Below are 12121 nucleotides of genomic sequence, written 5' to 3' on the forward strand. Positions count from 1 at the left end.
CCTTTCATATTCTTATGATAATTTATGAAGAACTAATGCATTACTTAATGTTGCAAACTCTTCAATAGATAGCGTTTCGCCTCTTCGCTTTGGATCAATTCCTACTTCTGTTAAAATTCGATCCAATAATTCCTTATCTTTCGGGAAACCATTTAAATTATTTGATAAATTATTCATCAAAGTTTTACGGCGCTGTGCGAAACTTGCTCGTACTACTTCAAAGAAGAATGTTTCATCTGTCACCTCTACAACCGGTTTCGGACGCTTTAGAAGGCGAATAATTGCAGAATCAACATTTGGCTGTGGTACAAACACTGTACGCGGTACAGTCATAACTGTTTCAACTTCTGTATAATACTGAATAGCAATCGATAAAGAACCATACTCTTTCGTTCCAGGTTTAGCAGCTAAACGATCTCCAACTTCTTTTTGCATCATAACAACAAATCCACGAACTGGTAACTTTTCTTCAAGCAATTTAAATAAAATTGGCGTTGTAATATAGTATGGTAAGTTAGCTACTACCATTACATCTTGCCCTTCTTCAAATTGCTCATTAAATACTTCATGTACATCTGCTTTTAGTACGTCTTTATTAATAACTGTAACGTTACCATATGGCGCTAACGTCTCATCTAAAATTGGTAATAGTCTTTGATCAATTTCAAAAGCCACTACTTTTTTAGCACGCTTTGCTAATTGCTCTGTTAATGCACCAATACCTGGTCCAATTTCAATTGCACCACTTTCTGAACCAATTTCTGCATGATCGACAATACGATTTAATACATTTGTATCAATTAAAAAGTTTTGTCCTAAACTTTTTTTGAATGAAAATCCATACTTTTCAACAATGTCTTTTGTACGATTTGGCGTTGCGATATCCTTCATTTTTTTTCCTCCTGTATTACTTGCTTATAAGCTTCTGCAAATGATTCCTTTGAAACTTGAAACATCTGTAATCGTTTATGTAACTGTTTTGCATTTGTATAGCCAATCTTTAATAGCTTACCCATTCTTTCTCTGCGGCTCTTTGCCATTTCTCCGCCCACTAAGCCTGCATCGACTAAATCACTCCAACTAATTTCACTTGTGTAAGCTTCCATTTCTTCATGTATATTCTCTAGAGCGCGGCGAATCGACTCATTAGAAGCGTGTTCGATCCCAACACCCTTTTTCCTTTTAGCAAGCGCTTCTTCCTTCGGTAAAAAGGCATGCTTACAGCCAGGAACCTTGTCAGAAATAATTTTTCGAATACGCTCTCCAGGATAATCCGGATCTGTGAAAATAATAACGCCCCTTTTTTGCTGCGCTAATTTAACTTGCTCAATAACATGATCACCGATTGCTGAACCGTTCGTTTCAATTGTATCCGCATCAACAGCACGCTTAATCGCAACTGTATCATCTTTACCTTCTACAACGATAATCTCTTTTATTTTCATGCTTGCCTCCACACTCATTTCGTCTCTACTTAGTAAAACAAAAAAATGACGACTTTTCCATTATTATTTTCCCCATTCTTATATTTTAAAAAATAGAATAGAAAAATCTTTGTTCTCTGTCCTTATTGTAACACTTCATCATTCACATTTATTTTCTTCATCACTTCTACTAGTTTTTCTCAAAATAAAAAAGAACAGGTTTCCCCATTCTTTTTTATTCAACACCAAATAAAACTTTTGCATTTTTAGTTGTCATTTCTGCTACTTCCTCATAAGAAATCCCTTTTAAATTCGCAATTTCTTCTGCTACGAGTTTTACATAACTCGGTTCATTTCGTTTCCCTCGAAATGGATGCGGTGTTAAATACGGACAATCCGTCTCTATTAACAATTTCTCTAATGGAATCTCCGTAGCAATCTCTTTCGGCTTCTTAGCGTTTTTAAATGTAACTGGTCCACCTAACGAAATTAAAAAGTTCATATCAACACATCGCTCTGCTACCTCTACACTGCCGCTAAAGCAATGCATAATGCCTCCTACTTCAGCTGCATTCTCTTCTTCTAGAATATCAACAATATCTTGAGTTGCATCGCGGTTATGTATAATAATCGGCAATTTTACTTTTTTCGCTAATGCAATTTGTTTACGGAATACTTCTTTCTGTATTTCTTTTGGAGACTTATCCCAGTGATAATCTAAGCCCATTTCTCCAAGTGCAACGACTTTAGGATGAGAAGCAAGTTCTTCTAACCAAGCTAAATGTTCTTCTGTCATGTCGATTGCATCAACTGGGTGCCACCCAACCGCAGCGTAAATAAAATCATAGGCTTCAGCTAATTCCATCGCCTTTTTTATCGTTACTTCATCAAAACCAACAACAACTGTATAAGTAACTCCCGCTTCTTTCATTCGGGCAATAACCTCTTGCAAATCTCCTTCGAATTGCTCTGCATTCAAATGTGAATGTGTATCAAACAACATAATACATAACTCCTTTTATATTGAAATCAAGTTTATTCTACAAAAATAAGTTCTTTAATAACTTAACGATAACAATACTACAATCTTAATGCAAAAATAGAGAGTGTAAAAAGAAAAAAGACGCTTCACACATGTTACACGTGAAACATCTCTTTTCTTGTCTTAATTACTTGATTTTTGTACCATTTGGTAGATTTTGGTCAATTGATGCTAATGACAATACGCCATTCTCTTCACCCGCTAAAATCATACCTTGCGATAATTCACCGCGTAATTTTACAGGTTTTAAGTTTGTTACACAAATAACCTTTTTACCTTTTAAGTCTTCCGGCGAATAGAATTTTGCAATTCCAGAAACAACTTGACGCTTTTCTGTACCTAAGTCTAGTTGAATTTTTAACAGCTTGTCTGCTTTTTTCACAGGTTCAGCAGATAGTACTTCAGCTACGCGTAATTCTACTTTAAAGAAATCATCAATTGTAATTTCTTCTGCCTTCGGTTCTTCTTCTTTTTTCTCTTCTACTTTAGGAGCAGAGCTTTTCATTTGTTCTTTAATGTACTCTACTTCCACTTCCATTTCTAAACGAGGGAAAATTGGGTTTCCTTTTTCTACTTTTGTTCCAGCTGGAATGCAGCCAATTGTAGATAGACTTTCCCAAGATTTATGAGCTTCATCAGTAAGGCCAAGCTGAGCAAACATCTTGCTTGGTGCTACTGTTAAGAATGGCATAAGCATAATACCTGTTTGACGAAGTACTTCTGCTAAATGAGCCATTACAGAGGCTAACTTTTCACGATCATTCTCATCTTTTGCTAATACCCATGGTTGTGTTTCATCAATATATTTATTCGTACGACTAACTAGTTGCCAAATAGATCCTAACGCTACAGAGAACTCCATATTCTCCATTGCTTCTTCTACTTTTTTCAAAGTATCTTGTGCAAACGCTACTAACGTTTCATCAAATTCCGTCACATTTGCTTTAAATGCAGGGATTTCTCCGTTAAAGTACTTATCAATCATAGCTACTGTACGATTTAATAAATTACCTAAGTCATTTGCTAAGTCGAAATTAATACGCTCCACAAATCCTTCTGGTGTAAATACGCCATCAGATCCAAATGGAACTTCACGAAGTAGGTAATAACGTAATGCATCTAATCCGTAACGATCGATTAATGTAACTGGATCTACTACGTTTCCTTTTGACTTACTCATCTTTCCATCCTTCATTAAAATCCAGCCATGAGCAAAGACTTTCTTCGGAAGAGGTAAATCTAATGCCATTAAAATTATCGGCCAATAAATTGTATGGAAACGAACAATTTCTTTCCCAACTAAATGCACATCTGCAGGCCAGAATTTTTTATATTTCTCTTCATTTGCTGTTCCATAACCTAACGCCGTAATATAGTTAGATAATGCGTCAACCCATACGTAAATAACGTGTTTTGGGTTACCAGGAACACGAACTCCCCAGTCAAATGAAGTACGAGAAACTGCTAAATCTTCTAATCCCGGTTTAATAAAATTATTAATCATTTCATTTTTACGAGACTCCGGCTGAATGAAATGTGGATTATCTTCATAGAACTTTAATAGTCTGTCGACATATTTACCCATTCTAAAGAAATAAGATTCTTCACGAACAAGTTCTACATCATGACCACTATCTGGGCTTTTTCCTCCAACTACTTTGTCGCCTTCCATAATTGGATCTACTAATTGATGCTCTGTATAGAACGTCTCATCTTGTACAGAATACCAACCTTCATATTCATCAAGATAAATGTCACCTTGATCTACTAATTGTTTAAAGATTTTTTCGACAACATCTTTATGACGATCTTCAGTTGTACGAATAAAATCATCATAAGAAATATCCATCTTCTCCCAAAGCTCTTTAATTCCTGCAACAATGTTATCAACATATGCCTGTGGCGTAATATTTAACTCTTCTGCTTTCTTTTGGATCTTCTGTCCATGTTCATCAGTTCCTGTTAAATAATGCACATTATAACCTTGCATACGCTTATATCGTGCCATCGCATCTCCTGCTACTGTCGTATAAGCATGTCCAATGTGTAATTTTCCACTTGGATAATAAATTGGGGTAGTAATATAAAAGGACTTATTTTCCTCTGTCATTGTTTTGGACCTCCCGAATAACCTCATATGTATTTATAAACAGTATATCAAAAACTCATATATAAAGTGAAACTTTAATCAGTAGGGTTTTTGTTCCTCCCCACTAATTATTAGCCTACGTTAATTGGGCTTTTACGAGCAGCCCAAATCTAACTTATCTTCTTTACGCCAACCTAATTTTCAATTTAGGTCTTAATGCTCAATATCTTTATCATCTATTGCTCATATTTCAAAAAAATATACAATATCCACTTTTAATTTATTATTTTTTCAGAAAATAATGTAAATAATTGTGGAATTTCCTCTCAATCTATTATATATAAGAAATAAGAAATCTATAAATCTTTTTAAAAAATATAGAATTTAAGAATTGACGGAAATGTAAATGATTGGTATCATATGTCCATAGGGTATTTTGTCGAAAAATGACGAATCTAAAAATAGACTCGAAACTTATAAACTATTTATTTAGGAGGAAAAAAATTATGAAATCTACTGGTATTGTTCGTAAAGTTGATGAATTAGGTCGTGTAGTAATTCCAATCGAATTACGCCGTACTTTAGGTATTGCAGAAAAGGACGCTCTTGAAATCTATGTTGATGACGAAAAAATCATCTTAAAGAAATATAAACCAAACATGACTTGCCAAGTAACTGGTGAAGTATCTGACGGTAACCTTTCTTTAGCTGAAGGTAAAATCATCTTAAGCAAAGAAGGCGCTGAGCAAATCTTAAACGAACTTCAAGATTATATCGAAACAGCAAAATAAGCTTCTCAATTATGAGAAGCTTATTTTTTATCGACATGATAGATTTGATATACATCTCTTTTCGACAAATCTCGATCTTTAGCGACTGTTTTAATCGCTTCTTTTGAATTCATACTTTTTTCATTTATATAATATTCAATATGATCATATACCGAAAGAGATTCCCACCATTGTTCTTCTGGAGCAGGTTCTTCTGTTGAACCAGCTACTAAAATACAAAACTCACCACGTACTTCATTTTGCTTCGTCCACTCAATTGCTTCTTCGATTGTTCCTCGAATAAATTCCTCAAATTTTTTCGTTAACTCTCGACATAATACAATCTCTCTATTTCCCAACACTTCCTGCATCGAAATTAAAGTATCATCTAAACGATGAGGTGCTTCATAAAACATCATTGTAGTTTGTACATAACGAAGCTTTTCTAACTCCATCTTCCGTTCCTTTTTGTTTCTCTGCAAGAAACCATAGAAATAAAACTGCTTTGTTTCAAGACCGGATGCAATTAATGCTGTAAGGGCTGCATTTGCTCCAGGAAGCGGAATTACATGATATTGCTCAGCTACTGCCTCAACGACAATATCGTAACCTGGATCAGAAATACACGGCATACCAGCGTCACTAACAAGTGCTACATTCTTTCCATCCTCTAATTTCTCTAATAGTTTCTTCCCACTTACTTCTTTATTGTGCTCATGATAACTCGTGACAGGTGTTTCAATTTCAAAATAATTACAAAGTTTTTTCGTTTGTCTCGTATCTTCAGCAGCAATTAAATCAACTTCTTTTAAAATTCGGATTGCACGAAATGTCATATCTTCTAGATTTCCAATAGGAGTTGGTACTAAATATAAAACTCCTTTTTCATTTTGTTGAAAGCTTTTTTGTTGCCACATAGCGTTCTCCTTTTTGCATATATGCCTCTTTTTGTTTTCTCGTTAATTGCTTAAAGTAATACTCCGCTTGCATAGCTGTACGCTTATCATCGTGGGTCTCTACATATTTTAAAACGACAGGAAGCCTGACGCGTGTATACTTAGCCCCTTTGCCGCTATTATGAGTCTGAATTCTCTTTTCTATATGGTTTGTATATCCAGCATAATAACTTCCATCAGAGCACTCTACCACATAAAAAAAGTGCTTATTCTTCTCCATATAAAATTGAACGTAGCTCCTTTGTATATTCGTTATTGTTCTCATATACAACGAGAGGCGGTAAAATTTTCAAATCTGCATTTCCATCCTTAATTCCTTCAATTAACAATGTATTTGCTTCTTTTCCAACCTTAGGATAAACAAATTGCACACGCTTTGGTTCAATTTTATATTTACGCATTAATGTGACAATGTCTAGTAATCGCCCTGGACGATGTACAAACGCTACTTTCCCACCTTGTTTTACTAACTGACTACTTGCAGATACAACATCTTCTAATGTACACATAATTTCATGACGAGCTATCGCTAAATGTTCATTCATATTTTTCTCTGAAGTTTGAGGTGTTTGAAAATATGGTGGATTACATGTAACAACATCATATTGATGACGTCCAAGTTTCTCTGGCATATCTTTCAAATCTCCATGTATGAGGTGAATTCTTTCTTCCAACCCATTGTATTGAACACTTCTTACTCCCATATCATATAAGCGTTCTTGAATTTCCACACCAGTAATATTTCCTTTTGTTCTTGTACTTAATAGAAGGGGAACAACCGCGTTACCTGTACACAAATCAAGTAAATTCCCCTTTTGAATTGGTACCCATGCAAAATCTGCGAGTAAAACGGCATCTAAAGAAAAATTAAATACTGATGGGCTTTGTATAATCTTCATGTCTTGTGCTAATAAGTAATCTAAACGTTCATCTTCATATAAATTCATATACTGCTCCTTTTCTTACCCTTAACCTACCCTATTTCATGTATAAAAAATTACCTTTCCAATTATAATTGGAAAGGTAATTTCACTTTTTATTTAAGAATGAAAGACAGAACAAACAATCTCCCTCTTTACGTACACTTCCATAATGTAGATTGCAAATATGAAAACCTTCTTGATATAGTCTCGCTAAATTGTCATAGCCTTCACCAATATCTGTTTTCGGCTTCACTTCTTTACGTTTTTGAGTTTTTTGTTTTTCTTTATTCTGCACTTCTTCAAAACGGTGTCGCAAATTGTTATTTTCCATTTTTATATGCTGGTTTTCTTCCAACAACTCTGCAAGATGCTGTTTTAACTCTCCCAACTGTTTATATAAATGTCCAATTTGCTCTTCCATACTAGAAACCGATTCAAAAATATCTTTTTTCTCCACAAGCACCCACCTCATTAATCTGTGGTTTGACTCGAAACGACCCCTTTATTCACTAACTCATCTAACGTATATTCTACTATCCGTTCCTTGTCTACTAGTTCCACTTGAATTAATCTTTCTAAAATATTTAATCCGATAACACGGCCAGTACCATGCGGGGTTTGTATACGTTGATCTAAATCAGGAAGTTGTTCCTTTGCTGCCTCATATTCATCATTCTCATATTTTAAGCAACACATTAAGCGACCACATAAACCAGAGATTTTTGCAGGATTTAATGATAAATTTTGATCCTTTGCCATTTTAATGGATACAGGTTCAAAATCCCCTAAAAAAGTAGAACAACAAAGCATACGACCACATGGACCAATACCACCTAGCATCTTCGCTTCATCACGAACACCAATTTGTCTTAGTTCAATTCTTGTTCTAAAAATTGCGGCTAAGTCCTTCACTAGTTCGCGGAAATCGATCCGACCATCCGCAGTAAAATAGAAAATAATCTTATTACGATCGAATGTATACTCTACATCTACAAGTTTCATATCAAGATTATGCTCTACTACCTTTTGTTGACAGACTTGATATGCTTCTTTGGCAGCATGTTTGTTCTCTTCAACAATGGTACGATCATTTTCATTTGCAATACGAATAACCTTTTTTAGCGGTAATACAACATCGTTTTCATCAACTTGTTTTTTGGTAATAACTACTTTTCCGTATTCAATACCTCTTACCGTTTCTACAATGACAAACTCATTTTCAGAGATATCGAACTGGTTTGGATCAAAGTAATATACCTTTCCGGCCTTCTTAAAGCGAACACCTACTACATCATACAAAACGGTCATCCCTCCTGCAACCGCAACACTAACTGTTCGAACACAAGCTGCGCATTTACATTAGCGTTGATTCTATTTTTTGCCTCTAATATATTAAAGAGAGCTGATACAATGCGCTTCTGAGCATAGGAAAACGATTCAAACATCTCTTTCTGCTCATGAAAAACAAGACGATCTTCTTCTCCAAGTTGAACATATAATAAATCCTTATAAATAAGGAGTAACATATCTAAACCTTGCTGTAATTGTTCTTTCTCTCCAAAGTGTTTTCCCCATTTTTCTTGTACAAAAAAAATAGAGGTTTTATCTTTTTCGAGCGCTTCACATAATTTTATCACTAAAGCTCGTGCTTGTGCAAACCATTCATCACTACATAAAGCTAAAGCTTCATCAAAACTATTTGTAAGTTGAGCAGCAAGTGTCGATAAAGATGCTGTAATCCCTTCATCCTGTAATCTTCTAATTAAAGATTCCGTAGGTAACGGTCTAAACGTAACAACTTGGCAGCGAGATAAAATCGTATTTAAAATTTGATGACTTTGTTCAGTAAGTAAAATAGCAGTTGTATCACTACTTGGTTCTTCTAAAAATTTCAAAAGTGTATTTGCCGCATTTGCTGTCATACGATCTGCGTGCTCAATAATATATATTTTTTTATTTGCCTCTAATCCTGTTTTGGAAAACTCTTCTTGTAAATCATGAATTTGCTGCTTCTTAATAGATAATCCGTCTGGTTTTACAATATGTAAGTTAGGGTGGTTACCTGAATCAATTCGCTTACAGTTTGTACATACATGGCAGGGCTCTACTCCATTCCGCTCAGAACAGAGGAAACTCTTTGCCATTTGAATTGCTGTCGCAAACTTTCCTGTCCCTTTCCCTCCCTCTAACAAGTAAGCGTGGGATATACGCTCTTTTGCAATGCTATTCATCAACATTTTTACACCGATGGGTTGTATAGCAGAAAGCTGCTCCCACGTCTTCGTCATAATGCATACCTCACTTATTTCATTCTTTCCTTCTATTATAACAATTTATCTTCTATAATCTGAACAACTTCTTCTATAAGTTTTTCCATCGGTTGATCAGCATTTACCAATACAATACGATCCGAGAAACGTTCTACAACTTGTAAATACCCTTCGCGCACACGTTTATGGAAAGAGATATCTTCCATATCTAGTCGATTTACTTCACGTCCTGCATCTTTTTCAATCCGAGCCAAACCAACCTCAGGCTCAATGTCTAGATAAATTGTTAAACTAGGCATACAGTCCTCTGTTGCGAAACGATTTATTTCAAATACCTTATCCATACCCAATCCTCTTGCATAGCCTTGGTATGCTAAAGAGCTATCTATAAAACGATCACATAACACGAGGTAGTTCTCATTAAGTGCTGGCATAACTTTTTCTACTAAATGTTGTCTGCGCGCAGCAGCATAAAGAAGCGCTTCTGTACGTGCTTCCATCATCGTATATTCTTGTTTATGTAAAATCGTCCTAATATCCTCAGAAATTGCAATACCGCCTGGTTCCCTTGTCGCCATTACCTTCTGTGCTTTTTGTTCAAAATATGGCAATAAGCTTTTAATTAACGTTGTTTTACCTGAACCTTCTGGGCCCTCAATTGTTACAAATAATCCCTTCATCCTAAAACCTACTTTCTATATCATACACTTTCATATATTTCGTATTACCTTGAAAACGAGCTCCTGCTCTTTCTAAATACATAATTTGCTCTTTATGCTCTGAAGTAATTCTCTCTCCATACATAATTAATGGAATTCCAGGTGGATACGGAATCACCATTTCCGCCGCTATCATTCCAACAGCCTCTTCTATAGATACTATCTTTGTTTCATATCCGTCTAGTTGTTTATACGTATACGGTAAAAGAGAGAATTCACCATTATAAGTATAACGAATAGATTCCCTGTTGTCTTTCACCTCATAATGTTGCAATGCTACTCGGATCATCTCTATAACCTTCATATATCCCTCATTTACTTGTAAGGGTAAAATAAATAGGACATTGTACGGATCAGCCATCTCTGTATATATACCGAACTTTTCAAATACAGACTGTAATTCGTACCCTGATAACTGACAACGAGTTTGTACGGTGACCTTTAACTCATCTTGCAACGGATATTCTAAAATGGTGATTTGGGGAATAGAACGTAATTGTTCCTTAAATCTTCGTAAAAACTCAACAATTTCACTGTGACCTTCTTCTTTTATACGCGCCATTGTAAAGCGTGCTATATCCAAGGAAGCCATAATTGGATACGATGGACTACTAGATTGTAGCATACTTAAATAAGTAGTAACCTTATCTTCGTCTACTAAATGACTATTTATATGTAAATAGGAACCCATTGTCATTGCGGGTAATGTTTTATGTGCAGAATGAACTACAATATCTGCACCATATGTTAATGCTGACTTCGGAAATGGTTCTCCCAAACATAGATGTGCCCCATGTGCCTCATCTACCAAAACAGGGATTTTATGTGCATGTGCAAAAGCGATGCTTGCCTCTAGATCCATCCCCATACCATAATAATTAGGATGCGTTAAAATAAGTGCTTTCGCATTTGGATACTTTCCAATTGCGTTCTTAATAATTTCATTACGAACTCCCACTGGTACGTTATAAGCTTCATCAATCCATGGATCTAAAAAAATGGGATTTGCTCCCGCAAGTTTTAAACCATTAATAATTGATTTATGACAATTTCTTTGTACAAGAACAATATCATGTTCCCCGCAACAAGACAAAATCATTGCTAAGTTCCCGACTGTTGAACCATTAATTAAAAAATAACTTCTCTTTGTATTATAAACTTCAGCCAATAATTGTTGTGCCTCATCTATACATTCAAACGGACTATGCAAATCATCTAGTCCTGCTAATTCAGTTACATCAATAGATAGAATACCTTTAAACTCTCTTATTGCCTCCTGAGGGAAGTTTAAACCATTCTTATGACCAGGAACATGAAAGGATAACGGCCCTCTTTCTTTAAACTCTATTAACGCCTCATATAAAGGCATACGATTTTGATTCATCTACATCTCTTCCTTATTATTCATTCTCTATCTATTATACAGAACAAAAAAAATAATAGGCATATGCCTATTTAAAAATATGATACTTCTAATTTTCGAAGCTGCTTTAAATAATATATATATTTCGGATCATCTGTCTCTGTATTCACCATATCCTTTTCACATTCATGGCATATTAAATTATTATAAACATATATACCTTCTTTTCTTTTTGTCTCACAAACAATACAAACTTCACTTTGTAATTTCATAATCTTCCCTCCCTATTTAAGTGAACCTATTTTATACTTCTAATCCTTAACAATTTACAGAAAAATATACACCCATCTTTTATATAATATGATTAACTCTTGGGCAACGTGTTTGTATTTCCATTACTTCTTTCCCATTCTTTTTAACAATACAAAAAAACACAAGTCAAATGACTTGTGTTTTTAGTTGCTTGGCGACGTCCTACTCTCACAGGGACAAGGTCCCAACTACCATCGGCGCTAGAGAGCTTAACTTCCGTGTTCGGTATGGGAACGGGTGTGACCTCTCTGCC

General features: G+C 35.1%; 14 protein-coding genes and 1 rRNA gene. 1 reads left to right on the forward strand and 14 read right to left on the reverse strand.

The window, feature by feature from the left end; all coding sequences use genetic code 11:
- Positions 1 to 12 precede the first annotated feature (12 nt).
- The 4 genes from rsmA to metG all read right to left on the reverse strand — a co-directional run bounded on the left by rsmA (position 13) and on the right by metG (position 4576).
- Positions 13 to 891, reverse strand: coding sequence for a 16S rRNA (adenine(1518)-N(6)/adenine(1519)-N(6))-dimethyltransferase RsmA (gene rsmA, locus ACTFO4_RS28670; RefSeq protein WP_000651548.1), 879 nt, complete (start codon positions 889 to 891; stop codon positions 13 to 15).
- Complete coding sequence (rnmV, locus tag ACTFO4_RS28675) at positions 888 to 1445, reverse strand: ribonuclease M5 (RefSeq protein WP_000692835.1); 558 nt, start codon at positions 1443 to 1445, stop codon at positions 888 to 890. Before rnmV ends, rsmA begins: the two co-directional genes overlap by 4 nt.
- Before the next feature lie 214 nt (positions 1446 to 1659).
- Positions 1660 to 2427, reverse strand: a complete 768-nt coding sequence (locus tag ACTFO4_RS28680; RefSeq protein WP_440014555.1) for a TatD family hydrolase — start codon at positions 2425 to 2427, stop codon at positions 1660 to 1662.
- Positions 2428 to 2593: 166 nt separating this feature from the next.
- Positions 2594 to 4576, reverse strand: coding sequence for a methionine--tRNA ligase (gene metG / locus ACTFO4_RS28685; RefSeq protein WP_000134132.1), 1983 nt, complete (start codon positions 4574 to 4576; stop codon positions 2594 to 2596).
- Between the two features lie 485 nt (positions 4577 to 5061).
- On the opposite strand from metG, the gene ACTFO4_RS28690 reads away from it, so the two are divergent.
- Positions 5062 to 5346, forward strand: coding sequence for an AbrB/MazE/SpoVT family DNA-binding domain-containing protein (locus ACTFO4_RS28690; protein ID WP_000843036.1), 285 nt, complete (start codon positions 5062 to 5064; stop codon positions 5344 to 5346).
- A 20-nt stretch (positions 5347 to 5366) separates the two neighbouring features.
- On the opposite strand, the gene rsmI is transcribed toward ACTFO4_RS28690, so the two are convergent.
- The 10 genes from rsmI to rrf all read right to left on the reverse strand — a co-directional run.
- The gene (gene rsmI / locus ACTFO4_RS28695) at positions 5367 to 6242 is read right to left on the reverse strand and encodes a 16S rRNA (cytidine(1402)-2'-O)-methyltransferase (RefSeq protein WP_000267821.1); all 876 of its coding nucleotides are present in this window, start codon (positions 6240 to 6242) and stop codon (positions 5367 to 5369) included.
- Positions 6211 to 6501, reverse strand: a complete 291-nt coding sequence (locus ACTFO4_RS28700) for a GIY-YIG nuclease family protein (protein WP_000414350.1) — start codon at positions 6499 to 6501, stop codon at positions 6211 to 6213. Before ACTFO4_RS28700 ends, rsmI begins: the two co-directional genes overlap by 32 nt.
- Positions 6488 to 7228 (reverse strand): tRNA1(Val) (adenine(37)-N6)-methyltransferase, encoded by a 741-nt coding sequence (locus ACTFO4_RS28705; protein WP_001055366.1) that lies wholly within the window; start codon positions 7226 to 7228, stop codon positions 6488 to 6490. The genes ACTFO4_RS28700 and ACTFO4_RS28705 overlap by 14 nt, the downstream gene beginning before the upstream one ends.
- Before the next feature lie 82 nt (positions 7229 to 7310).
- Positions 7311 to 7661, reverse strand: a complete 351-nt coding sequence (gene yabA / locus ACTFO4_RS28710) for a DNA replication initiation control protein YabA (protein WP_000412063.1) — start codon at positions 7659 to 7661, stop codon at positions 7311 to 7313.
- Positions 7662 to 7675: 14 nt separating this feature from the next.
- Entirely contained in the window at positions 7676 to 8503 is an 828-nt protein-coding gene (locus ACTFO4_RS28715) for a PSP1 domain-containing protein (RefSeq protein ID WP_000272429.1), read from the reverse strand.
- Between the two features lie 5 nt (positions 8504 to 8508).
- Positions 8509 to 9492, reverse strand: coding sequence for a DNA polymerase III subunit delta' (holB, locus tag ACTFO4_RS28720; RefSeq protein ID WP_000169561.1), 984 nt, complete (start codon positions 9490 to 9492; stop codon positions 8509 to 8511).
- Between the two features lie 35 nt (positions 9493 to 9527).
- The gene (gene tmk / locus ACTFO4_RS28725; RefSeq protein ID WP_000677218.1) at positions 9528 to 10154 is read right to left on the reverse strand and encodes a dTMP kinase; all 627 of its coding nucleotides are present in this window, start codon (positions 10152 to 10154) and stop codon (positions 9528 to 9530) included.
- A 1-nt stretch (position 10155) separates the two neighbouring features.
- Complete coding sequence (locus tag ACTFO4_RS28730; RefSeq protein WP_440014554.1) at positions 10156 to 11577, reverse strand: aminotransferase class I/II-fold pyridoxal phosphate-dependent enzyme; 1422 nt, start codon at positions 11575 to 11577, stop codon at positions 10156 to 10158.
- 71 nt (positions 11578 to 11648) lie between these two features.
- The gene (locus ACTFO4_RS28735; RefSeq protein ID WP_000776278.1) at positions 11649 to 11828 is read right to left on the reverse strand and encodes a sigma factor G inhibitor Gin; all 180 of its coding nucleotides are present in this window, start codon (positions 11826 to 11828) and stop codon (positions 11649 to 11651) included.
- Positions 11829 to 12017: 189 nt separating this feature from the next.
- A 5S ribosomal RNA gene (gene rrf, locus ACTFO4_RS28740) occupies positions 12018 to 12121 on the reverse strand; the annotation flags it as partial.

It is taken from the genome of Bacillus cereus group sp. MYBKT14-1 (assembly GCF_051915185.1).
In the GTDB taxonomy this organism is placed as follows: domain Bacteria; phylum Bacillota; class Bacilli; order Bacillales; family Bacillaceae_G; genus Bacillus_A; species Bacillus_A cereus.

Excerpts from the sequence above, each read along its gene's own strand:
- ACTFO4_RS28705 (WP_001055366.1), bottom strand. The coding sequence starts at position 7,228 with ATGAATTTATATGAAGATGAACGTTTAGATTACTTATTAGCACAAGAC.
- ACTFO4_RS28700 (WP_000414350.1), bottom strand. The coding sequence starts at position 6,501 with ATGGAGAAGAATAAGCACTTTTTTTATGTGGTAGAGTGCTCTGATGGA.
- ACTFO4_RS28735 (WP_000776278.1), bottom strand. The coding sequence starts at position 11,828 with ATGAAATTACAAAGTGAAGTTTGTATTGTTTGTGAGACAAAAAGAAAA.
- holB (WP_000169561.1), bottom strand. The coding sequence starts at position 9,492 with ATGACGAAGACGTGGGAGCAGCTTTCTGCTATACAACCCATCGGTGTA.
- rsmA (WP_000651548.1), bottom strand. The coding sequence starts at position 891 with ATGAAGGATATCGCAACGCCAAATCGTACAAAAGACATTGTTGAAAAG.
- rnmV (WP_000692835.1), bottom strand. The coding sequence starts at position 1,445 with ATGAAAATAAAAGAGATTATCGTTGTAGAAGGTAAAGATGATACAGTT.
- ACTFO4_RS28680 (WP_440014555.1), bottom strand. The coding sequence starts at position 2,427 with ATGTTGTTTGATACACATTCACATTTGAATGCAGAGCAATTCGAAGGA.
- metG (WP_000134132.1), bottom strand. The coding sequence starts at position 4,576 with ATGACAGAGGAAAATAAGTCCTTTTATATTACTACCCCAATTTATTAT.
- ACTFO4_RS28730 (WP_440014554.1), bottom strand. The coding sequence starts at position 11,577 with ATGAATCAAAATCGTATGCCTTTATATGAGGCGTTAATAGAGTTTAAA.
- rsmI (WP_000267821.1), bottom strand. The coding sequence starts at position 6,242 with ATGTGGCAACAAAAAAGCTTTCAACAAAATGAAAAAGGAGTTTTATAT.
- ACTFO4_RS28690 (WP_000843036.1), top strand. The coding sequence starts at position 5,062 with ATGAAATCTACTGGTATTGTTCGTAAAGTTGATGAATTAGGTCGTGTA.
- tmk (WP_000677218.1), bottom strand. The coding sequence starts at position 10,154 with ATGAAGGGATTATTTGTAACAATTGAGGGCCCAGAAGGTTCAGGTAAA.